This is a genomic window from Actinomadura sp. NPDC000929 (genome assembly GCF_040492065.1).
Lineage (GTDB): Bacteria > Actinomycetota > Actinomycetes > Streptosporangiales > Streptosporangiaceae > Spirillospora > Spirillospora verrucosospora.
Genome location: NZ_JBEUPA010000025.1, coordinates 47,908 through 70,215, shown reverse-complemented (window position 1 = coordinate 70,215; position 22,308 = coordinate 47,908). Strand labels below are relative to the sequence as shown.

Sequence of the window (22,308 nt, the reverse complement as noted above, 5' to 3'; positions counted from 1 at the left end):
CACGGAGCGGTCGGGCGGGCGGTCCGCGCCCGCCGCCTACCAGACGCAGCTGATCGTCGCCGAGGACTACGTCGAGCGGCACCTGCACGATCCCGGCCTCCCCCCGGGGAGGTCGCGGGCGTGCTCGGGGTGTCGGTGCGGCATCTCGGCCGGATCTTCGAGACGGCCGGCACCACCCCGGCCAGGCACATCCTGGAGCGCCGGCTCCAGCGGGCCCGCGACGAGCTCGCCTCCCCGGCCGCCGCCCGCACGACGATCGCGGACGTGGCCTACCGCTGGGGCTTCTCCAGCCAGGCGCACTTCGCCCGCCGCTTCCGCGCCCGCTTCGGCCTGACCCCCTCGGAGGCGCGGGCCGCCTCCCGCTGACCTGCGGTTGCGCCGGTGAGCGAGCCCGGAAAGGATGATCCACACGTTAAGCAAAGGCGGCGTTGTGGACATCTCGGTCAAATATCAGCCCACCAAGGACGAGGTGACCCGGGCTTTCACCCAGGGTTTCAAGAGGCAGCTCACGATCCTGTACGCGGTTCTCGTCATCGCCCTGATCGGGGGCGCGGCCTACAGGTTCGCCTCGGGCGACCCGGGAATGGGCATCGGCGCGCTGGTGGCGGCGGTCCTCAGTCCCCTGGCGGGGACGTGGTGGCTCCGCAGACGCGCGCGGAAGATGCTCGCGTTCCTCTGCGTCCCGACGACGGTGCGGGTGACCGACAGCGGCTACGAGTGCCGGACGGAGGAGTCCACCACGGAGATGCGGTGGACCCTGTTCTCCCACGTGTTCCCCACCCCGGAGTTCTGGCTGCTGTACGTGAACGGCCAGCCCGCCGCCTTCCTCCCCAAGGCGGCCTTCGACACCGCCCAGCAGGCCGAGATCGACGCCTTCCTGGCCGCTCGCAAGATCAGTCGGAGTCGGTGACGGCCAGCACGGCCACCGTCCGGCCGTCCGGGCGCAGGACGGCGATGCCCGCGTCCAGCGGCGGGACGACCTGGAGATGCCAGTCCGAGCCGTAGAAGAGCCAGGTGCACCGGTCGGCGGCCCGCTCGATCGCCGCCAGGCCGGTCTCCTGGACGCCCGCCAGCGCCGCCAGCGACTCCCATGCGGCCTTGCGCGCATAAGCGCCGTGCATGCGGGGCCCGTACGCGCCACCGGAAGCGGCTCCGCTGAAGAGCGTCCGCAGGACGTCGACGGTGACGACCCGCCGTACCCCGGCCACAGTGGCGCCGGTGCTGGCCGCCGGGAGGAGCCGGAGCAGCGAGGCGCCGAAGTCGGAGGGAGCCAGCGCGCGGTCCAGCCGGAACAGTCCGGCCTCCAGGGCGTCGGCCCCCGACGGCCAGTTGCGGTAGGCGCTCAACGCCTGCCGAGCCCCGGGCCAGTCGACCGCCGCCGCATCGACGTCGAGACCGGAAGGGCCCGGCGCGTCCGGCGCCCCCTCACCGGGCGGCCGCCAGGGCTCCGCCCGGCCGGGATACCGGGGCAGCCCGAGATGCCGCTCGGCCCCGACCGGCCGAAGCGGCAGGTCCGCCAGCGGATGCCCGGCGGCCCGCAGCCTCGCGGCGAAACCGCCGGCGGACGTCGCGTCGTGGCGCAGGGCCGTCTCCTGGAGGAGGCAGGCCGCCAGTTCGTCCGACGCCTCGGCGCCGTCGAACACCGCGAGGAGATGCTCGGGAGGCTGGGCGCAGGCCAGCCATTCCGCGACCTCCGGCAGGCTGTAGCGAAGGTCGCCGCCCCAGGCCCGCCCCTCGACCGCGAGGGCACGGACGCGCGCGGTGCGCTGCGCGTCCCCGGGCGCGCTCGCCAACCGCTCCAGCGCGGCCTCGAACCCGTACCGCATCGGGTAGGTCGGCTTCTCCACCTCCAGCAGCGCGGCCAGCAGCCGTTCGAGCCACTCCGGCTCCGCCTTCTGGACGGCGTTGTCGGTCACTTTGACGGCCCTGTCCCAGTGGCGGTCCTCGTAGGTGTCCGCCAGCCCCATCCGCCGGACGGCCTTCTCGATCTCCACACCGCGCAGTCTCACACCCGAGACGCCCGGAGAGCGACCTCTACGCTGACCCGGTGATCACAGTTCCACGGCACGCCTCGACCTACACCCTCTTCGTCCCGGACGAGGAGGCCGCCCGCGAGGGGGCCCGGGCGCTCACCGGACGCGGCCACGCGCTCGTGCGCGTCGCCCCCGACCCCACGACCGGCTCCGGATGGCGGATCGACAGCCTCGACGAGGGCCCCTACCCGGACGACGACGAGCGCTGGTGGAGGGCCGCCGAGCACCGCGCCGTCGCGGTGCTGGCCGAGGGGCTCGGCGGCCGGCTCTCAAGCACGATGGCCCTGACCGAGACCGCCCGCCACATCTTCCCCGGGGGAGAGCGCGTCTGCGACCGGACCGCCGGCGACGTGCGCGAACTCCGGGTGGGCGCCCTCTCCCGCGAGCCCTCCCGCACGCCCGCGCCGGCCATCGTCCACGGCCTTGCCGAGGAGGAGCCGTCCGGCGCCCCCTCGGGCGAGCCGATCGTCCTGCAGGGGCTGGACGACGTCGACTGGTCGTCTCTCACCGGCGCCTACGGACCGGCCGGCGAAGTCCCGGACATCCTGCTCGGCCTCGCCGCCAACGACGAGGGCTGGGAGGACGCCGTCGAGGAGTACTTCAGCACGGTCGTCCACCAGGACACGTGCTACGACTGCACTCCGGAGACCATCAGGTTCCTCGTCCAGCTCGTCCGCGCGCCGCAGCTGTTCCCCGCCTACCGGCTCCACCTGCTGATCCACCTGGCCTACATCGCCACGATCGACCCCGTCCCGGCCGCCGGCGAGCCCGACTCGGACGAGGCCGCCACCTGCCGGGCCGTCCTCGACCGCCTTCCCGACCTGCTGGCCCTCTGGCCGGACGCGCCCGCGGCGGTGCGCGCGTGGCTGATCGTCCTGGCGGCGGTCCGTCCCGGCGCGGCGCCGCGGCCCGAGTTCCACGAGTTCCGGGGACGGTTGGACGGCCCCAGCCCCGCCCTCGACCTCGCGCTCGCCCTGATCTCCGGTGACGACGGCGCCGTCCGCGACCTGACGCTCGCCGCGGCCGCGTGGGACGAGGAGGTCTCCGCCAAGCTGGAGGAGCCGTTCCCCCGCCGCACCCGCGACCTGAAGGTCCTGTTCCACCTCGCCCTGGCCGAGCTCGCGCCGCGCTAGGCGGCTCAGCGGCCCTGGAAGTCCGGGGGGCGGTTCTCCAGGAAGGCGGTGATGCCCTCCTTGGCGTCCTCGGTGGCGGTCAGCCCGACCAGCTCGGACAGCAGGTGGGCGACCTGGTCCTCCAGGGGGCGGCCCTCGATGGCGAAGAACGCGTCGCGGCCGCGGCGCAGGCCGACGGGGCTCTTGGACGCGATCAGGCGGGCCAGCTCGTCCACACGGGCGTCCAGCTCGGCGCGCGGGACGACCTCGGTGACCAGGCCGATGTCGCGGCCCTCGGCGGCGGTGACGCGGGCGCCGGTGTAGTAGAGCTTGAAGGCGTGCTTCGGCGCGACGTTCCGGTTGATGATCGCCATGATCATCATCGGCCAGAGGCCGACGTTGACCTCGGGGGTGGCGAGTGCGACGTCGTCGGCCGCGATGACCAGGTCGCAGGCGGCGGCGAGGCCGAGGCCGCCCGCGACGGCGTGCCCGGCCAGCCGGGCGATGATCGGCTTGCCGAGCCGGGGGAACGCGGTGAAGAGGCGGAAGGGGGCGCTGTCCCGGACGGCGGCGGCGTCGGCGACCGGCCGGCCGTCCGCCTGCGCCTGGCCGAGGCCGCCGAGGTCGGCGCCCGCGCAGAACGCACGGTCCCCGGCGCCGGTCAGGACGATCACCCGGACGCCGGTGTCGGCCTTGGCCCGCTCGAACGCGTCGAGGAGCTCGCCGATCATCTGGTCGCTGAGCGCGTTGCGGGCGTCGGGGCGGTTCAGCGTGATCCGCGCGATCCGCTCGTCCGCCGAATACAGGATGGTCTCGTACATGTCCCCGGCCACCTCCGGACGGTACCGCCCCCCGGAGCGGGCTCCGGGGGGCGGTTCCTCGACGGGCTCAGATGCGCTCGATGATGGTGGCGTTGGCCTGGCCGCCGCCCTCGCACATCGTCTGCAGGCCGTAGCGGCCGCCGGTGCGCTCCAGCTCGTGCAGCAGCTTGGTCATCAGGACGCCGCCGGTCGCGCCGAGCGGGTGCCCGAGGGCGATGGCGCCGCCGTTGGGGTTGGTCCTGTCCAGCGAGGCGCCGGTGTCGTGCGCCCACGCCATCGGGACCGGGGCGAACGCCTCGTTGACCTCGAAGACGTCGATGTCGTCGATCTTCAGCCCGGCGCGGTCCAGGGCCTTCTCGGTGGCGGGGATCGGGCCGGTCAGCATGTAGACCGGGTCGGAGCCGCACACCGCGAGGGTGTGGATGCGGGCGCGCGGGGTGAGGTTGTACCGCTTGACGGCCTCCTCGGAGGCGATCAGCACCGCCGAGGCGCCGACGGAGATCTGCGAGGCGACGGCGGCGGTGATCCGGCCGCCCTCGCGCAGGGTCTTCAGGCCCGCCATCTTCTCCAGCGTGGTGTCGGCGCGGGCGCCCTCGTCCTTGGTCAGCCCGGCGATGGGGGCGATCTCGCGGTCGAAGTAGCCGGCCTCGATGGCCTTGGCGGCGCGCTGGTGGCTCTCCAGCGCGAACCTCTCCAGGTCCTCGCGGGTGAAGCCCCACTTCTCGGCCATCAGCTCGGCGCCGCGGAACTGGGAGATCTCCTGCATGCCGTAGCGCTCGGCCCAGCCCTCGCCGAAGGGGAAGGGCATGCCCTTCTCCAGCGCCATGGCGACGGAGGAGCCCATCGGGACCATCGCCATCTGCTCGACGCCGGAGGCGACGACGAGGTCCTGGGTGCCCGAAAGCACGCCCTGGGCGGCGAAGTGGATCGCCTGCTGGGACGACCCGCACTGCCGGTCGATGGTCACGCCGGGCACGCTCTCGGGCAGCCCGGCCGACAGCCACGCGGTGCGCGCGATGTCCAGGGACTGCGGGCCGACCTGCATGACGCAGCCCATGATCACGTCTTCGACCCCGGAGGGGTCGACCCCGGTGCGGTTGACGAGCTCCTTGAGCACGTGCGCCCCGAGGTCGGCGGGGTGGACGTCCTTGAGCGCGCCCTTCTTGGTACCGACGGGGGTACGGACCGCGCCGACGATGTACGCCTCGGCCACTACGCCTCCAAAGATCTGGGGTTCCGTCCCGAAACCGAGTGTGATTCGGTTAGTCAGTATGAGATTACATCCTCCCGGCGCGGCGCGCTGTGAGGTGGGTCTCGGGGGACCTACGTCCCCTGCCCGGCGGGCCGCGTGCGGGGCCTGAGGACCTCGCCGTCCGCCTCGTCGCCGAGGGACGCCTCCGCCAGTCGCGACAGGACGTCCGCCAGCTCAGGATGCTCCTCGGGAGCCCAGCCGTCCAGATGGCGGGCGAGCCCCTCGCGCCGGACGGCGAACAACCGCTCGGCGGCGTCCCGCCCGGACGGCGTGACGGTGAGGGCGCCCTCGCGCCGCAGGACGTAGCCCGCGTCCACGAGCCGGTCGACGTACGGGCGGCCCTGCTCGACCCGGACGCCCGCGCGGTCGGCGAGGTCCCGGCCGGTGACGGACTCGTCCTTGGCGATCCGGCACAGCGCCCACACGCTGCCCGCGGGCAGGGACACGCCCGAGAGCGCCGCCAGCCTGTCGTACAGCTCGAAGGCCCGGGCGTCCCTGCGCATGAGCTCGCTCAGGGCGCGCTCCATCTCGTGCCTGGACGACCGGACGGTCGGCGCCGCGCCGAAGCCCTCCCCGTAGTCGGGCGTCTGCGACGTCGCGCGCAGCGGGACCTCGCGCAGGAACCAGGTCAGCACGAACGCGGCCGCAGCCACCGGGACCGCCCAGAAGAACACCGAGTCGATCGACTCCGCGTAGGCGTGCAGGACGGCGTTCTTGACCGCGACCGGGTACCGGTCGAGCAGCCCCGGATTGCCCTGGACGGCCGCGGGGTCGAACCCCGGCGGCAGGATCCGCGCCAGGTCCGCCACGTGGCCGGCGAGCTGGTTGCTGAAGATCGAGCCGAACACCGCGACGCCGAACGACCCGCCGATCTGCCGGAAGAAGGTGACGCCGGACGTCGCGGAGCCGAGGTCCTCGTACGACACCGCGTTCTGGACGGCGATGACGAGCACCTGCATGACCAGGCCCAGCCCGAAGCCGAGCAGCGCGAACCGCAGGCTCATGCTCAGCGTGGTCGAGTTCTCGTCCAGCGCCGAGCACAGGTAGAGCGCCAGCGCGATGATCGGCGTGCCGATCATCGGATAGATCTTGTAGCGGCCGAACCGGGTGATCAGCTGGCCGGAGCCGATCGAGCTGAGCAGCATGCCGAGCATCATCGGCAGCAGGTAGACGCCCGACAGCGTGGGCGAGACCCCGTGCACCACCTGCAGGAAGATCGGCAGGAACGTCAGCGCGCCGAACATCGCGAAGCCGACCGCGAAGCTGATCGCGGCGCCGAGGGCGAACACCGGGTGGCGCAGCAGCGAGGGCGGCATGACCGGCTCGGCGGCGCGCCGCTCGACCAGCAGCCACACCCCGATCAGGGCCACCGAGCCGGCGCCCAGGCCGATGATCGGCGCGGACGTCCAGGGATAGCGCGTCCCGCCCCAGGTCGCCATCAGGACCAGCCCGACGGCCCAGCCGACGATCAGCAGCGTGCCGAGGTAGTCGATGCGGTGGCGCTCCCGCTCGCCCTTCGCGTGCAGCACGGCGGCGATCACCGCCAGCGCCACCACCCCGATGGGCAGGTTGATGTAGAACACCCAGCGCCATGTCAGGTTGTCGACGAACCAGCCGCCGAGCAGCGGCCCGCAGACGCTGGCCACGCCGAACACCGCGCCGAACAGGCCCTGGTAGCGGCCGCGCTCGCGGGGCGGCACCACGTCCCCGACGATGGCGACGGCGAGCACCATCAGTCCGCCGCCGCCGAGGCCCTGGAGGGCGCGGAACACGATCAGCTGCGACATGTCCCGCGACAGCCCGCACAGCGCCGACCCGATCAGGAAGATGACGATCGACGCCTGGAACAGCCGCTTGCGGCCGTACTGGTCGCCGAGCTTGCCCCACAGCGGCGTGGACGCCGTGGAGGACAGCAGGTACGCCGTGACGACCCACGACAGGTGGTTGAGCCCGCCGAGGTCGCTGACGATCGTCGGCAGCGCGGTGGACACGATCGTCTGGTCCAGCGCCGCCAGCAGCATGGCGAGCATGAGGGCGCCGAGGACCACGTAGAGGTCCCTGCCCTTCGGCATGGCCCGCTCGTCCCGCGCCGTCGCCGTCGCCGTCATGTCGCCGCCGCCGTCATGCCGTCGTCCCCCTGCCGCCGCCCAGATGCCGGGTACGTGCGGGGAGATGCCTACCCACGAGCCGGACGGGATCACCCGCCACGGGCGGGCGGCCCGAGGGGGCGGGTCAGCGCACCAGGTCGCGGGCGACCTTCGCGGCGCCGATCGAGGCGGCCCCTCCGGCGACCGCCACCGCGCCCGCGGTCACCCACAGCGGCATGCCCCTGCGGGTCTTCAGGCCGCTCACCACGTCGATCGAGTCGACGGCGAGGCCGATCCGGGCCCACAGCCGGCGCCCGGAGTCGTCGCCGCTGAGCAGGTAGCCCGCGCCGAGCGCGATCTCCCGGGCGGCGAACATGCGCGCGACGTAGTCGCGGCCCGGGTCGGCGGAGCCGCCAAGGCCCATCAGCTTCACGGTCAGCCTCGGCGCGGCGAGCGCCGCGAGTCCGAGGGCGACCCGGCCGCGCGCCAGGCTGGTCGCCAACTCGTCCACTTTGTCCCGGCCGTCTTCTTCCTTCGCATCTGCCACGAGGCTGAGGGTATCGGCCCGCCTCCGCCCCCCGACCGGCGGGTAACCCCCGCCTTACACGTCTATGGTTCTGGGAGGCGGCTCTCCCCGGACGAAGGTGGCCATGGAAGGCATCCTCACTCTCATCGTCGCGTCGCTGCTCGCGGCGTTCTGCGTGCGCTGGGCCGCCGGGCGGCTCCGGCTGAACCTGCCGACCCGGGCCGCGGTGATCATCGTGTTCGTCATCGTCGTCCTGGCGCTGTACGGCGAGCACCTGCGGAACTGACCGGCGGAACCGGCCGGCGGAACCGGCCGGCGGGTGAATTCTCGGCGCCGGCCCCGAACCTCCCGGCCCTTCGGGGAGTCATAAGTGGCGAAACCGGCTTCACGCCCGTTCGCTGTCCGCCGGCGCCGACGCGTCCCGCCCGTCTGGGCGGGGTCCCCCCGGCACGCGCCCGCACGGTGGACGCGAACGGGACCCCGTACGGCGAAGCCGGCCGAGCCGAGGGAGAGCACCCGTGCCGCATCCGGCGCCCGCCGTCCAGGAGACCGGGGGCACGATCGCCCCGCATCTCAGGCGCCTGCTGGAGTTCGTCGAACCCCAGGCCGGCGACGTGTGCCTGGACGTCGCGCGCGGGCGCGGGCCGATGCCCGCCGCCCTCGGCCCGCACGTCCGCCATGTGACCGCGGTGGACGCGACGCCCGTGGCGGCGGCGTCCGCGCGGGCCAGGCCGGGCCGGATGGAGACGGTGGAGTTCGGCACGGGGCCGGTCCGCATCACCGGCGAGGCCCGCGGCCCGGACGGCTCCCGCGACGGCCGTGGCGGCGGCGGCCGTCCGAGGCCCCCGGCCGCCATGACGCGCGAGGACCCGCGGCCGGGTGCCGCGCGTTCCGCCCCGCGCGTCCCGGTCAAGGCGGACGCCACCGCACTGCCGTACCGGGACGCCATGTTCTCCCTGGTCACCGCCCGGTTCTCGCTCTACAACCTCGGCGATCCGGGCGACGTGCTGCGGGAGCTGCTGCGGGTCTGCCGGCCGGGCGGGCGGGTGGTCGTCGCCGACCTCGTCCGCGGCAACCTCGCCGGGCCCGAGCGCGACCGGATCGAGCGCCTGCGCGACCCCGACCACCCCGGCACCCCGTCCATCGCCCGGCTCACCGAGATGATCACCTCGGTGGGCGGCAGCATCCGCCGGCTGGACGTGTTCACCGTGGAGCGCCCCGTCGAGCCGTGGCTCGCCGGGGCCCGCGACGGCGCGGCGGCCGACCGCATCCGCGCGGCCATGCTCGACGAGGTGGACGGCGGTCCGCGCACCGGCGCCAAGCCGCGCGTCATCGGCGGCGAACTCTGGTTCACCCAGTCCTGGGCGCACGTCGCCGCGGAACCCATCTAGCGCCGCGGATTTCCGCGGCCTCCGGCCGCGCCCACCGGCCGCGCGCCGGGCCGAGCAGCGCGAAGGCCCGCGCCGGGGAGCTCGGCACGGGCCCGTCGTCAGCGTGCGGACGTCACTTCCTGCGGATGCCCATCGCCGGGTACATCTCGGAGTACCCCTTGCCCCCGAAGTACGAGGTGAGCTGCGCGTGGTTCGCGCCGGACGCGGACGGGAGGCCGCCGCGCAGGTCCGCGATCGGCGCGGCGAACCCGCACCCGCTGGTCTTCGGCACGGCGAACGTGTCGTCGGTCGAGTTGATCTTGACCCAGAACGTGCCGTCCGGCCCGGAGGCCCCCGTGATCTCCTTCAGGTCCAGGTCGAGGGAGACCGGCGCCGCGTTCGAGCCGACGTAGCACGTGTCGCCCAGCAGCTGGTTGACGAGCTTCAGCTTCAGGGCCAGCCGGGTCCTGCGGTTGGGGATGTCGAGGTCGATCTTCCCGGCGTACTGGGGCTTCACCTTCAGGGAGAACAGCGGGATCCCCTCGGTCCCTGGGACGCCGAGGGCGCCGCCGGCCACGCTCATCGCCGTGCTCCGCATCTTCACGAACTTGGAGATCTCAGCGCCGGTCTTCGGGTCGTAGCCGGCCAGCAGCGTGATCCGCATCGGCGCGGTGATCTGCTGGTCGATGTTGCCGATCTTCATCCTGCCCCCGCTGGTCACCAGCACGTTGCAGTACCAGTTCGCGGGGTCCGCCCCGACCGGCAGGACGTCGGGGCAGTCCGAAAGGTCCAGCGTCGCGGGCGGCGCGTCCGCGGTCGCCCGGGCGCCGGGCTTCGGGGCGGTCTCCGCGGTCGCCGCGGGCGCGGCGGCCAGGGCGGCGGCCGCGAGGCCCGCCGAGAGGGGCAGCACGGCCAGGCGCTTGAACATTGACGACACGGGGGTCCTCTCGCTGGGGGTGGAAACGCGGCGGGGGGCCTCCCGAGGCGCCGGTCCGAGCTGGCTACTCGCGAGTATGGAGCGATCCAACGGCATAGGAGACGCACTGTCAATAGAGTCCTCCCGCTACCGTCCGGAGCCGGTGAGGGGCACGGGTCGCGGAGAGACGCCGAGCTCAGGGGCGCGGCGGGGACCCGTCCGGCACGCGCGGCATCCGCGGGGCCCGCCGGCGCCCGGCGCCGAGGGTCACGCGATCAGCACGGCCGCCCCGGTGAAGCGGTCCGCGGCGAGGTCGGCGAGGGCGCGGTCCGCGTCGTCCAGGGGGTAGGCGTGCGTCGTGACGGCGACGTCCAGGCGCGCGGCCAGCGTCAGGAACTCCTCACCGTCGGCGCGCGTGTTCGCCGTCACCGACCGGAGCTCGCGCTCCTGGAACAGGTGCCGCTGGTAGTCCAGGGACGGGACGTCGCTCAGGTGGATCCCCGCGACGGCGCACGTCCCGCCGCGGTCGAGGCGTTCCAGCGCGGCGGGCACCAGCTCGCCCGCGGGCGCGAACACGATCGCCGAGTCCAGCGGGGCGGGGGCCGCGTCGAAGGAGTCACCGGCCCAGGACGCGCCGAGCTCGCGGGCCAGCTCGCGGGCGGCCGGGCTGCGGGTGAACACGTGCACGTCGGCGCCCTCGGCGAGCGCGACCTGCGCGGCCAGGTGCGCCGAGCCGCCGAACCCCCAGATGCCGAGGCGCCCGCCCGGCGGCAGGGCCGCGCGGCGCAGCGCCCGGTAGCCGATGATCCCGGCGCACAGCAGCGGGGCGGCGCGGGCGTCGTCCAGCTCGGCGGGCAGCGCGTAGGTGTAGGCGTCGACGGCGAGCGCGTACTCGGCGTAGCCGCCGTGCGCGTCCCAGCCGGTGTAGACCGAGGACGGGCACAGGTTCTCGGCGCCCCGGCGGCAGAACCGGCACGCGCCGCACGTCCCGCGCAGCCACGCGACGCCGACGCGGTCGCCGGGCCCGTGCAGGCACCCGGGGCCCGCGGCCTCGACCCGGCCGACGATCTCGTGGCCCGGCGTCACGCCCGGCAGGTGGACGGGCAGGTCGCCCTCCGCGACGTGCAGGTCGGTCCGGCAGACGCCGCAGGCCAGCACGCGGACCAGCAGTTCGCCCGGGCCGGGCGAGGGCGTCTCGCGGTCGGCGCGCCGCAGGGGCCCCGCCTCTATCGGGGACGGTGTCTCCACCACCCAGGCGCGCACCGGCTCACCCCGGGTTCAGCGGCAGCTCGAACCAGACGGCCTTGCCGTCGGACGTCGGGCGGGCGCCCCACCGGCTGGCGAGCTGGTCGACGAGGTAGAGGCCGCGGCCCCCCTCGTCGGTCTCGCCCGCGCTGCGGATGCGCGGCAGCCGCATGTCGGAGTCGAACACCTCGACCCAGATGGCGTCCGCGCCGCGCCGCAGCCGGAGCCGGAACTCCTTGGTCGGGGGCTCGCGGCGGCCGAGGTCGGCGCCGAGGTTCCAGTCGTCCTCGTCGAACGCGCCGCCCTCGAAGGGGTCGGCGTCCAGGGAGCCGAAGTCGGTGTTGAACTGCACGGCCGGCGGCGCGCCCAGCGGCTCCCCGCCGCGCCCCGGCGGCCCCGCCGGGACCGGCACGACCATCTCGCGGCGCGGTGACGGCGTGGCGGTGGCGTGCAGGACGACGTTCGTGACGACCTCCGACACCAGCAGGCACGCCAGCTCGGCCTGCTCGTCGAGCATGCCCCAGTTCGCGAACGCGTCGGAGGCCATCCGGCGCGCCTCCGACACCATGATGGGCTCGGCGGCGAAGGTGCGCTCCTCCACCGCCAGCTCCTCGGCGGCGGTGCGGATCACCACGATCGCGACGTCGTCGTCGATGTCGCCGGGCACCGCGTCGTAGGCGGCGTTGGCGATCGCCTCGACCCCGCCGCGGGCGACCCCGGCGACGGCGGCGCGGACCATCTCCCGCGCCTCCTCGCGCGTGTGGTAGTCGCCGTCGTCCTTGGAGCGGCGGTCGATCAGGCCGTCGGTGTAGAGGACGAGCGTGGAGCCCGGCTTCAGCTCGGCCGACTCCTCGTTGAACAGCAGCTCGCCGCCCATGCCGGGGGAGCGCAGGCCGAGCATGCCGCCCTCGCTCTCGAAGTCGAGCTCGCCGACCTCGCCGTCGACGATCAGCAGGGGCGGGTCGTGCCCGGCGTTGGCGAACTCCAGGACCCGCGACCAGGCGTCGTAGACGAAGTAGGTGCACGACACCAGCGGCGGGCGGACGAGGTCGTCGCTGTTCCAGCCGGACCGCATCCGCTCGGGCCGCGTCATCGTGCGGACCCACTCGTCGAGCTTGCGCAGGATGTCGGCGGGCGGCTTGTCGTCCTGGGCGAAGGCGCGCAGCGCGGCGCGCAGCTGGCCCATGACGGCGGCGGCTCGGGCCCCGCGCCCCTCGACGTCGCCGATGACGAGGCCGACCCGTCCGGCCGACAGCGGGATCACGTCGTACCAGTCGCCGCCGACCTGCGTCTGGATGCCGTGCCCGTGCGACTCCAGGGGCCGCGCCGGCTCGTACCGCCAGGCGATCTGCAGGCCGTCCAGCGGGGGCGGCCGGTCGCCGGGCAGCAGGTGCTTCTGGAAGGCGAGCGCGGTCTCGCGCTCCTCCTCGAACAGCAGCGCGTTGTCGACGGCGAGCGCGACGCGGCTGGCGATCGCGCCGAGCAGGTCGCGGTCGAAGCCGTCGTAGTGCGGGTCGGGGCGCTTGGACAGGTTCGACAGCGCCAGGCTCATCACGCCGAGCAGCTCGCCGCGCACCAGCAGCGGCGCGGAGATCACCGAGGTGATGCCCATCTCGTGGCCGAGCCGCTGGGACGACTCGCTCGGCGCGGTGAACCGGTGCTGGATCATGTCCTCGACGAGGACGGCGTCGCGGCGGTCCATCGCCTTGGCGCTGAAGTGGCCGGGCGGGTAGGAGACGGGCTCGCCGACCTCCGCCCAGGTGCCGGGCGGCGGCTCCCAGCCGCCCGCGTGCCGCGACACCCGCCGGTAGAGGCGGTCTCCGCTGTAGAGGTCGATGAAGCAGTGGTCGGCGAACTGCGGGACGAGCGTGTCGGCGACGCGGCGCAGGGTGCTCTCCAGCTCCAGGGACCCGGCGAGCCGCTCCCCGATCCGCTCCAGGAGGCCGTAGCGGTCCTGCTCGCGCTGGTTGGAGCGCAGCGCCTCGCGCGCGAAGATCACCACTCCGTCGACGGCGCCGGAGGGGTGGCGCAGCGGGACGGCGTGCGCCCGCGTGTACACGGTGGTGCCGTCGGCGCGCAGGTTGCAGAAGGTGCCTTCCCACACCCCGCCCTTGAGGACGTGCTTGGCCAGCTCGGTGGCCTGCTCGTGGTCCTCCTCGGCGATGCCGAGCGACAGGATGGAGTGGCCGATGATCGCGTCGCCGCCGAAGCCGAACAGCTGCCGGGCGAACGCGTTGCCGTAGATGATGTTGCTGAACCGGTCGCAGACGATGACCGCCATCTCCATCTGCGCGAGGACGGTCTCGGGCGGCAGGTGCGCCTCGTCAGGCGCTTCCCCCCAGTGGCTCATCTCCCCATCCCGATACCCGTCCCGATCCTCGCCCCGATGACCACCGCGCGTCGCGGCGCGGACGTCCTACGTGGTTGCCTCGTCGTATTGAACGACGAACCCGCCGCCGGGATACGCCCGAAAGGCGCGATGTTATGGAGATCTTCGGTATAGACCGTCGAGGCGGGGGTGCACACGCCGACCGTGTCAGCGCCTGCTGACGAAGACGTGCTCGGCGATGCCGCGTGACAGCTCCGTCGCGGGACTGTCGTCCTCGTCGTCACCGATCACCCGCACCCCGTCGTCGGTCGCCCGGAGAATCACCTCTCGTCCCGGTTGTATCCCTATCTGCTTGAGTCTAAGCATCAGGTCGCTGTCGCTCTGCACCTGCTCGCTGATCCGGCGGATCACCGCGCCAGCGCCCTGCGGGCTCGCCACCGCGGTCATCACCGCGAGCGGCGGCTCCTCGGCGTCGTCGCCGTGCCCGCCGAGCTCGTCCAGGCCCGGGATCGGGTTGCCGTGCGGGCAGGTGGTCGGGTTGTCCAGCAGCGCGACCAGGCGGCGCTCGACGTCCTCCGACATCACGTGCTCCCATCGGCACGCCTCGATGTGGACGTCCTCCCAGGGCAGTCCGATGACGTTGACCAGGAGGCATTCGGCGAGGCGGTGCTTGCGCATGACGCGCGTCGCGAGACCCCGCCCGCTGTCGGTCAGTTCGAGGTGCCGATCGCCCTCGACCCGCAGCAGCCCGTCGCGCTCCATCCGCGCGACGGTCTGGCTCACCGTCGGGCCGCTCTGGGAGAGCCGCTCGGCGATGCGCGCGCGAAGAGGGATGATCCCCTCTTCCTCCAGCTCGAAGACCGTCCGGAGATACATCTCCGTGGTATCGATCAGGCCGTGTGAGGTCACAGCTCCCTCCAGTCTTATGGGCAAGAGTCTACTTGCTCGGGCCCCACGTCGCCGGGCCCTGCGAATATCCCCCCGAAGCCGGGTACGGGGAAACGCGAGATGAACGCGAAACCTTCCCACGACGCGGAGCCGTTCCTGCCCGGGACACCCGAGGAGCGGGCCGACCTGGACGCGCTGCGCCGCGCGGCGGCCGACTGCCGCGGCTGCGACCTCTACCGGAACGCCACCCGCACGGTCTTCGGCGAAGGCTCCCCCGGCGGGCGGATGCTGCTCGTCGGCGAGCAGCCCGGCGACCAGGAGGACCGCAAGGGCCACCCCTTCGTCGGCCCCGCGGGTCGCGTCCTCGACCGGGCGCTGGAGGAGGCCGGGATCGAGCGCGGCGACGTCTACGTCACCAACGCCGTCAAGCACTTCAAGTTCAAGCGGCAGGAGGGCGGCAAGCGGCGCATCCACGAGACGCCGAACGCCGGCGAGATGCGGGCGTGCCGCCCCTGGCTCCTCGCGGAGCTGCGGCTCCTGGACCCGGAGGTCGTCGTGGCCCTGGGGGCGACGGCGGGCAAGGCGCTGCTCGGCTCGTCGTTCTGGGTGACCAGGCAGCGCGGGCGGCTGCTCCCGCTGCCCGACCTGGAGGCGGTCGGCACTCCGGCCGCCGGGCGGGAGTCCGGGGACGAGCCGTCCGCCGAGGACGGCGCACGGCTCCTCGCGACGATCCACCCGTCGGCGGTCCTGCGCGCCGAGGACCGGGAGGACGCCTACCAGGGCCTCCTGGACGACCTGAGGATCGCCGCCTCGGCCCTGCGCTGACGGCGGCTCAGTCCTCGACCCGCACGGGCTCGGCCGGCACGGCCTCGGCGGTGCGGGTGTCGTAGCGGAGCAGGGAGGGGACGGCGAACCCCGCGACGACGACGAGCGCGGCGCAGGCCAGCCCGCCGCCGACCCAGGAGGCGGTCGCGCCCGCGACGCTCGCGGTCGCCCCCGCCCGCACGTCCCCGAGCCGGGGGCCGCCCGCGACGACGACGGTGAAGACGCCCTGGAGCCGTCCGCGCATCCGGTCGGGCGCGTACGTCTGGAGCATGGACTGGCGGAAGACCGACGACACCAGGTCGGCCGCGCCGCCGACGGCGAGCAGGACGACCGCGAGCCAGAGGCGGCCGGCCAGCCCGGCGGCCGCGACGGCGAGGCCCCAGACGGCGATGGCCGCCACGAGCGCGATCCCCTGCCGGTGCACGCGCCCTATCCAGCCGGACGACAGGCCGCCGAGGAACGCCCCGACCGCGATCGCGGCGAACAGGTAGCCGACCGCGCCCTCGCCGCCGAACCGGGTCTCGGCCACCTCGGGGAACAGGGCGCGCGGCATGGCGACCGACATCGCGATGACGTCCACCACGAACGACATGAGGAGCACCGGCTGCGTCGCGAGGTAGCGGAGCCCGTCGAAGACCGACCGCAGGCCGGGCGTGCCGGTGACGTCGCCGAGCGGCGGGATCGGCGGCAGCCTGAGCGCCGCGTACAGCACGACGGTGAACAGCACGGCGTCGAGCGCGTACGCCGCCGCGTAGTTCCAGTGGGCCAGCAGGACGCCGGCGAACAGCGGCCCGGACAGCATCCCGAACTGGCTCGCGGTGAAGTTGAGGGTGTTGGCCGCCGGGACGAGCGGCCGGTCGACCAGCCGGGGGACGATCGCGCTGCGGGTGGGCGAGGACACCGCGAACCCGACCGCCTGGACCGCCACCACGACCATGATCAACGCGAGGCTGCCGACCCCCAGCAGCGCCTGGACCAGCAGCAGCAGCGTGGCCGCCCACATGACGCAGGACGAGGCGAACAGCAGCCTGCGGCGGTCCATGTGGTCGGCCACCGCGCCGCCCCAGAGCCCGAAGACGATCAGCGGGACGAGGTTGACGACGCCGAGGGCGCCCACCCAGGCCGAGGAGCGGGTCATGTCGTAGACCTGGACGGGAACGGCGACGGCGGTGACCTGGAACCCGACGAACGACACGCCCTGGCCCAGCCACAGCCGCCGGTAGGCCGGGTGCCGGAGCGGCCGGGTGTCGATCGCGAGCCCCCGCAGCCGCCTGCGGCGGACCGTTCCAACGGGCGGCGGGGGTTTCTCCGGCTCGGCGTCGTCCTGCTCGGCGGACCGGCCGTGCCTTCCGGTCTCCCGTGCGTCGGCGCCGTCGGCGGGGGGCGGCTGCTGTTCGGGTGTCACGGAGCCAGTCTCTCCGTCACCCATCCCTCCGGGTCCCCGGGGGTCGCCCTCCGGTAGCGGATCCGGTCGTGCAGCCGGTCGCGGCGGCCCTGCCAGAACTCGATCGTCTCGGGCTCCACGCGGTAGCCGCCCCAGAAGTCCGGCAGCGGGACGGCGCCGGCCGCGTCGCCCTCCGGCGCCTCCGCCCCGCCGAAGGGGGACGCGGCCGGATCCGGCCAGCGCTCGGCCGCCTCGGCGTAGCGGCGCTCCAGCACCTCGCGGTCCCGGATGACGCCCGACTGGTCCTCGCTGGCCCACGCGCCGATCCGGGACCCGTACGGGCGGGTCCGGAAGTAGGCGGCCGCCTCCTCGCGCGAGAGCTCGGACACCGGCCCCGCGACCCTCACCTGCCGGTACAGGGGATGCCAGGGGAACACCAGCGCCGCGCGCGGGTTCTCCGCGAGGTCGCGGCCCTTGTGGGACGTCAGGTTCGTGAAGAACCGGAAGCCCTGCGGCCCGTAGCCCTTGAGCAGGACCGTCCGGGCGCTCGGGACCCCGTCGCCGGAGGCGGTGGCCAGGATCATCGCGTTCGGCTCGGCCAGCCCGGCGGCGTGCACCTCGGCGAACCACACGGCGAACAGGGCGAGCGGGTCGGCGGGGAGCGCCGACTCGGACAATTCGCCCACCTCATAGGATCTGCGGAGCCGTGCGGGGTCCGGCGTTGGGGAATCCACAGCGTCAGAGCCTCTCACCCCGAGCCCTGTGCAACTTGCAGGACCCCGGGGTACTGGTCAGTAAGGCGGGCAGGGTTCAATGGCACGGCACCGCCTTATCACACGGGACGAAAGGCAGGACGACACATGTCCGACTTCAAACCCGGTCTCGAAGGAGTCGTCGCCTTCGAGACGGAGATCGCGGAACCGGACAAGGAGGGCGGCGCCCTCCGCTACCGGGGCGTCGACATCGAGGAACTCGTCGGGCGTGTCTCCTTCGGCGACGCCTGGGGGCTCCTCGTGGACGACAGCTTCACCCCCGGCCTGGCCCCCGCCGACCCCCACCTGCTCCCCGTCACCTCAGGGGACGTGCGGGTGGACGTGCAGAGCTCCCTCCCCACCCTCGCCACCGCGTACGGGATGAAGCCGCTGCTCGACATCTCCGACGAGGAGGCCCGCGCCGACCTCGCCCGGGTGTCGGTGACGGCGCTGTCGTTCGTGGCGCAGTCCGCGCGCGGCGTCGGCAAGCCGATGGTCCCGCAGCGCCGGATCGACGAGTCCGGAACCATCACCGAGCGGTTCATGGTCCGCTGGCGCGGTGAGCCCGACCCCAAGCACGTCCGGGCCATCGACGCGTACTGGGTCTCCGCCGCCGAGCACGGCATGAACGCCTCCACCTTCACCGCCCGCGTCATCGCCTCCACCGGCGCGGACGTGGCGGCCAGCATGTCCGGCGCGATCGGCGCCATGTCGGGCCCGCTGCACGGGGGCGCCCCCGCCCGCGTCCTGCCGATGATCGAGAAGGTCGAGCAGCTCGGCGACGCCCGCAAGGTCGTCACCGACATCCTCGACTCCGGCGACCGGCTGATGGGCTTCGGGCACCGCGTGTACCGTGCCGAGGACCCGCGCGCCCGCGTGCTGCGCCGCACGGCCAGGGAGCTGGACGCGCCCCGCTTCGAGGCCGCCAAGGCCCTGGAGGACGCGGCGCTGGCCGAGCTGCGCGAGCGCCGCCCGGACCGCCCCATCGAGACGAACGTGGAGTTCTGGGCCGCGGTCATCCTCGACTTCGCCGAGGTCCCGACCTCGATGATGCCCGCGATGTTCACCTGCGGCCGCACCGCCGGGTGGGCGGCGCACATCCTGGAGCAGAAGCGCACCGGCCGCCTCGTCCGGCCGAGCGCCCGCTACACCGGCCCCGGCAGCCGCTCCCTCGACGAGGTCGCCGGTGCGGCGGAGGTCCTCAAGCGCCAGGCCGGCTGACGCGGCCGGTCCCCCGCCCCAACGCGCCTGAGGCCCCCGGTCGAACCGGGGGCCTTTGCCGTGCACGGAGGCGCCGGCCCGTCCGAGCCGCTTCGCGCAGGCGCCGCCGTGCCCGGGCTACTTCACGGCGGCGCCGCTCCCCTCCCCCGGCGGGCAGTCGGCCCGGCCCTGCCCGCGGGCGACGAGGCGGCCGCACACCTGCCTGACCTCCGTCGTCCCGTCCTGCCGGATCGTCGCGAGGATCACCGGCCGGTCGATCACCTGGTGGCCGGCGCCGCGGGAGGCGAACCGCAGCACGCCGCTGGCGCCGTTGCGCAGCACGTCGTGGTCGGGGTCGTTGAGCGCCGCGAACACCGAGCCCGCCGACGGCAGCGCCTTCTCCTGCCAGTACACCTTGCTCGCCACGGTCGCCACGAGGGTCGCCGCGTCGTAGCCGACGGCGGCGCGGGTGATGGACGGGCGCCGCCCCGACGGGTCGTCCTCGTCGTCGGTCATCTCCCGGACCCCCGGGTCGTAGTCGGAGTAGAACGTCTGCGGCGACTGGTCGCCGATCCACCGCCACGTCCACGCCTCCCGGGCGGCCAGCGGCGTGAAGTACAGGTCGAAGGTGTTCTTGCGGCCGAGCTCCTCGGCGTTGTCGCTGACGTACTTGGCGATCTCGTCGTCGGCGAGGACCAGCGGGCGCTTGGGGCAGGAGAGCTCCAGCACGTTGACGAACGAGCGGAACTCGTCCGACCGCCCCGCGTAGTAGAAGAGGTCGGGCTGGTCCTGGCAGGCCTCCCTGACCGACTTGTTCAGCTCGCCGGGGTTCCTGTACGGGCGCATCAGCGCCTTGCCGGGCCGGAACGACCGCTGGAAGTCGGTCGCCAGGTTCGCGCTGTAGAGGTCGTCGGGGTCGCCGTCGTAGATGACGACCGCGTCGTCCACCTTCCCGCCGCCGACGTCGCCGTGCCGCGCCCAGTACGCGGCGTGCCGGGCGGTCCGCGCGTTGGGGGACGCGAGCCGGAAGTAGTAGGGCGAGTATCCGGCGTCGCCGTCGAGCAGCGCCGTCCCGTCGTAGCTGTTGGCGGTGCCGACGAGCGGAAGCGCCGACTTGGCCAGCAGCCTGATCGCCTCCTGGGTCTGCCGGCGGCTCTGCTCGAACCCGATCACCGCGACGATCGAGCGGTCCTTCAGCGCCCGCGCGCGGATCTGCTCGGCGACGTCTCCGGCGTAGCGGAACTTGGCGCCCGCGTTGGCGACCAGCACCCGCAGCCGCAGGTCGTCGCCCTCGGCCGCGTCGTTGAACCGCTTCTGCGCGATCGCCAGCCCGATCAGCTCGCCCTGCACCCCGGCGAGCAGGTCGATCCGCTTGTTCTTGATGGACGGGTCGGCGGTCACCGGGCCGAGGTAGACCACGGTCGCGTACGGCTTGCGGGACTCCATGACGTGGTCGTTCAGCGACTCGATCCGGTCGAGGACCCTGTTGAGCCGGTTGTCGTTGTTCTTGCCGCCGGAGTCCTCGCCGAAGCGGAACGACCCGTCGGTGATGCCGACGCACTCGCCGTTCGCCATCCGCCTGATCCCGAACGGCGAGCAGTACCGCTCCACCTGCACGGAGATGACGGAGACGGACGCGGCGGCGACCGCGACCATCGCGATCCACGGCAGCGCCGGATGGGCGAGCCGGGGCCTGCGCCGCACCGGCCGGACGGGCGGCAGGTCGCCGCCCGGGTCGCGGGTGACGTCCACGCGCAGCTCGCGGCGCGATCCGAGGGCGCCGACGCGCCGCTGCTCGCGCGTGTAGCGGTCCCACAGGCCGCGCGCGGCGATGACGCTCTGCGGCTCGTCCGAGCCCACGTCCACCCGGACGGCCCGCGCGAGCCGCTCCAGCAGCCGGGGCCCGGACGGGTCGGACGGCTCCGCCGGGGCGGCCGGGTCGACTCCGGCGACGACGACGAGCGGGTCGAAGCCCGGCGGCCGGTCGCTCGCCTGGCCGTCGGCGCGGACCCGCTCGACCAGCTCGACGAACGCCACCCCCGGATGCCCGGCGGACAGGTGCTCGAAGATCAGCACCGGGTAGCGGACCCGGGCCCACGCGGCCCGCCGGTAGTCGCGCCGGTAGTTGCGGCGCAGGTCCTCCAGGAACGCGGCGACGAGCAGCAGGTCGAGCTGCTCGCCGTGGTCGTCCGGCTCGACCGGGCGGGGGTCGAACACGCCGAGCGCGAAGCCGAGGAAGCCGGTGGAGTCGCGGTCGACGTAGGGCTGGCGCAGGAACCAGCCGAACCGCCGCACCCCGTACCAGCCGCGCGTCCGGGCGACGATCTGCACGGTCACGAACGCCAGGCCGACGACCGCCGCGAGCACGGCGGAGGCGAGGTCGAGCGCCGCCGCCGTCCCGGCGCTGATCAGCGCGACGGCGGCGATGCCGATCGGAGCGATCTGCTCCAGGAACGATAAGAAGGTGGCGCGCCTGCCGGGCACCTCTTCGAGGTCGCGCAGGACGTCGCGCCCGCGCCGCCGGATCACCCGGTTGAGCTCGCGGCGCCGCGCGTTCTCGTTGTCGCCGACCGGCGGGTGCGTCAGCCGCCGGACGAGCAGGTGGTTCTCGCGCTCGGACGAGGAGGCGCCGCGCGGCGGGGGGCGCTCGCCGGCCAGCCGGATCTCCCGCAGGTCGCGCAGCCACAGCGCCATCTCCAGCAGCGGGAAGCGCAGCGCCGGCTCGCCCCGGGCGCGGCTGCTCGGCTGCGACAGCTCGCGCTTGGCCTCCCGCAGCACGCCCGCGACGCCGGTGGCGGGCGTGTCGGCGGCGATGTGCGACACCGGGGCCCGCTCGTCCTCGCAGCGCGCCTTGAGGATCTCGGCGGCGTGGGAGGCGGCGCGCTCCGGCCCGAGCAGCAGGAGCAGGGGCCGCAGCCGCTCCCGCCACCGCCACGGCGGCCGCTCGCGCAGCCGCTCGAACAGGTCGAGGACCCCGCGCAGCCGATCCTCGCTCAGGATCCGGTCGCCGTCGCCCGCCATGCGCCACGCCTCGCTTCCGTGCCTCGCCCGCTTCTGCCCCGCAGCCCCCCGACTCGCCGTCCCCGTTCAGGTTGGACGCGCGGAACGGTCGATCGGATCGAAACTTTCCGCTGATCATGCGCCGGTTCCCGAAACCCGGCCACTTTGCCATCATGGGGCGGCATGAGAGCAGCCCGCGGCGGAGACGACGAGCCCCTCGAAGGCGACATCGGCCCCGCGGCCGGCGCCGTGTCCGGTGCGGGGCACGGCCGCGCGGCGGCGCCCGCGCTCTCGGAGGCCGCGGAGGCGGCGCAGGCGCTGAGGCGGTTCGACGCGGAGCGCGAGGAGCGCCGCCGCGCCACCAACGCCGTCGCGGGACGGATCGCGGTCGCGCTCGCCGCCCTCTTGCTGGCGTTCCTCACCTACGACTCCACCGCCACGGCCGTGCGGGCGCACTCCCGGGGCGACGCCTGGATCTACCCGCCGGCCGTCGTCGGCGGCGTCTGCGCCGCCGGGCTGGTCGCCCTGCTGACCTGGGGGTGGCGCCGCCGGCGTCTCGGGATGTGAA

20 protein-coding genes are annotated in these 22,308 nt (G+C 73.9%); 8 read left to right on the top strand and 12 right to left on the bottom strand.

From position 1 onward, the window contains the following. The first annotated feature begins 120 nt into the window (after positions 1-120). Together ABWI04_RS12570 and ABWI04_RS12565 are read left to right on the top strand one after the other, a co-directional pair. Positions 121-366 (top strand): helix-turn-helix domain-containing protein, encoded by a 246-nt coding sequence (locus ABWI04_RS12570; protein WP_353832476.1) that lies wholly within the window; start codon positions 121-123, stop codon positions 364-366. 64 nt (positions 367-430) lie between these two features. Then, a complete protein-coding gene (locus tag ABWI04_RS12565) occupies positions 431-910 on the top strand; it encodes a YcxB family protein (protein ID WP_345173226.1) in 480 nt (159 codons plus the stop codon). Here ABWI04_RS12565 and ABWI04_RS12560 read toward each other — a convergent pair. Continuing rightward, positions 894-1,994 (bottom strand): DUF6183 family protein, encoded by a 1,101-nt coding sequence (locus ABWI04_RS12560; protein ID WP_353832475.1) that lies wholly within the window; start codon positions 1,992-1,994, stop codon positions 894-896. The two genes, ABWI04_RS12565 and ABWI04_RS12560, sit on opposite strands and share 17 nt — an antisense overlap. 53 nt (positions 1,995-2,047) lie before the next feature. Between ABWI04_RS12560 and ABWI04_RS12555 the strand changes: the two genes are divergently transcribed. Next, complete coding sequence (locus tag ABWI04_RS12555) at positions 2,048-3,166, top strand: hypothetical protein (RefSeq protein WP_345173223.1); 1,119 nt, start codon at positions 2,048-2,050, stop codon at positions 3,164-3,166. 5 nt (positions 3,167-3,171) lie between these two features. On the opposite strand, the gene ABWI04_RS12550 is transcribed toward ABWI04_RS12555, so the two are convergent. The 4 genes from ABWI04_RS12550 to ABWI04_RS12535 all read right to left on the bottom strand — a co-directional run bounded on the left by ABWI04_RS12550 (position 3,172) and on the right by ABWI04_RS12535 (position 7,852). Next, positions 3,172-3,978 carry an enoyl-CoA hydratase-related protein gene (locus ABWI04_RS12550; protein ID WP_345173222.1) on the bottom strand — a complete coding sequence of 269 codons (807 nt, stop codon included), beginning with the start codon at positions 3,976-3,978 and terminating at the stop codon, positions 3,172-3,174. A 55-nt stretch (positions 3,979-4,033) separates the two neighbouring features. Beyond that, the gene (locus ABWI04_RS12545; protein WP_345173220.1) at positions 4,034-5,179 is read right to left on the bottom strand and encodes an acetyl-CoA C-acetyltransferase; all 1,146 of its coding nucleotides are present in this window, start codon (positions 5,177-5,179) and stop codon (positions 4,034-4,036) included. Positions 5,180-5,289: 110 nt separating this feature from the next. Continuing rightward, positions 5,290-7,326 (bottom strand): MFS transporter, encoded by a 2,037-nt coding sequence (locus ABWI04_RS12540; RefSeq protein WP_345173219.1) that lies wholly within the window; start codon positions 7,324-7,326, stop codon positions 5,290-5,292. 124 nt (positions 7,327-7,450) lie between these two features. Next, entirely contained in the window at positions 7,451-7,852 is a 402-nt protein-coding gene (locus tag ABWI04_RS12535) for a hypothetical protein (RefSeq protein ID WP_345173217.1), read from the bottom strand. 103 nt (positions 7,853-7,955) lie between these two features. Between ABWI04_RS12535 and ABWI04_RS12530 the strand changes: the two genes are divergently transcribed. Both ABWI04_RS12530 and ABWI04_RS12525 read left to right on the top strand, forming a co-directional pair. Continuing rightward, positions 7,956-8,117 (top strand): hypothetical protein, encoded by a 162-nt coding sequence (locus ABWI04_RS12530; RefSeq protein ID WP_345173215.1) that lies wholly within the window; start codon positions 7,956-7,958, stop codon positions 8,115-8,117. Between the two features lie 232 nt (positions 8,118-8,349). Then, positions 8,350-9,222, top strand: a complete 873-nt coding sequence (locus ABWI04_RS12525) for a class I SAM-dependent methyltransferase (RefSeq protein ID WP_345173214.1) — start codon at positions 8,350-8,352, stop codon at positions 9,220-9,222. A gap of 112 nt (positions 9,223-9,334) precedes the next feature. On the opposite strand, the gene ABWI04_RS12520 is transcribed toward ABWI04_RS12525, so the two are convergent. From ABWI04_RS12520 to ABWI04_RS12505, 4 genes are all read right to left on the bottom strand, one after another. Beyond that, a complete protein-coding gene (locus tag ABWI04_RS12520) occupies positions 9,335-10,129 on the bottom strand; it encodes a hypothetical protein (RefSeq protein WP_353832474.1) in 795 nt (264 codons plus the stop codon). Between the two features lie 255 nt (positions 10,130-10,384). Beyond that, a complete protein-coding gene (locus ABWI04_RS12515; RefSeq protein ID WP_353832473.1) occupies positions 10,385-11,380 on the bottom strand; it encodes a zinc-dependent alcohol dehydrogenase family protein in 996 nt (331 codons plus the stop codon). A 4-nt stretch (positions 11,381-11,384) separates the two neighbouring features. Then, positions 11,385-13,712, bottom strand: a complete 2,328-nt coding sequence (locus tag ABWI04_RS12510) for an ATP-binding SpoIIE family protein phosphatase (protein WP_353832472.1) — start codon at positions 13,710-13,712, stop codon at positions 11,385-11,387. A gap of 186 nt (positions 13,713-13,898) precedes the next feature. Next, on the bottom strand, positions 13,899-14,600 hold the full coding sequence (locus ABWI04_RS12505) for an iron-dependent transcriptional repressor DtxR (RefSeq protein ID WP_353832471.1): 702 nt from the start codon (positions 14,598-14,600) through the stop codon (positions 13,899-13,901). Positions 14,601-14,699: 99 nt separating this feature from the next. Here ABWI04_RS12505 and ABWI04_RS12500 point away from each other — a divergent pair, with 99 nt between their 5' ends. After that, positions 14,700-15,404, top strand: coding sequence for a UdgX family uracil-DNA binding protein (locus tag ABWI04_RS12500; protein WP_353832470.1), 705 nt, complete (start codon positions 14,700-14,702; stop codon positions 15,402-15,404). A gap of 7 nt (positions 15,405-15,411) precedes the next feature. On the opposite strand, the gene ABWI04_RS12495 is transcribed toward ABWI04_RS12500, so the two are convergent. Both ABWI04_RS12495 and pdxH read right to left on the bottom strand, forming a co-directional pair. After that, positions 15,412-16,809, bottom strand: a complete 1,398-nt coding sequence (locus ABWI04_RS12495; RefSeq protein ID WP_353832469.1) for an MFS transporter — start codon at positions 16,807-16,809, stop codon at positions 15,412-15,414. Further along, entirely contained in the window at positions 16,806-17,474 is a 669-nt protein-coding gene (pdxH, locus tag ABWI04_RS12490; protein ID WP_353832468.1) for a pyridoxamine 5'-phosphate oxidase, read from the bottom strand. Before pdxH ends, ABWI04_RS12495 begins: the two co-directional genes overlap by 4 nt. A gap of 174 nt (positions 17,475-17,648) precedes the next feature. Here pdxH and ABWI04_RS12485 point away from each other — a divergent pair, with 174 nt between their 5' ends. Further along, on the top strand, positions 17,649-18,761 hold the full coding sequence (locus tag ABWI04_RS12485) for a citrate synthase 2 (RefSeq protein ID WP_345173201.1): 1,113 nt from the start codon (positions 17,649-17,651) through the stop codon (positions 18,759-18,761). Between the two features lie 117 nt (positions 18,762-18,878). On the opposite strand, the gene ABWI04_RS12480 is transcribed toward ABWI04_RS12485, so the two are convergent. Beyond that, complete coding sequence (locus ABWI04_RS12480) at positions 18,879-21,761, bottom strand: ABC transporter substrate-binding protein (RefSeq protein ID WP_345173200.1); 2,883 nt, start codon at positions 21,759-21,761, stop codon at positions 18,879-18,881. A gap of 162 nt (positions 21,762-21,923) precedes the next feature. Between ABWI04_RS12480 and ABWI04_RS12475 the strand changes: the two genes are divergently transcribed. Continuing rightward, entirely contained in the window at positions 21,924-22,307 is a 384-nt protein-coding gene (locus ABWI04_RS12475; RefSeq protein WP_345173198.1) for a hypothetical protein, read from the top strand. The last annotated feature ends 1 nt before the right edge of the window (position 22,308 follow it).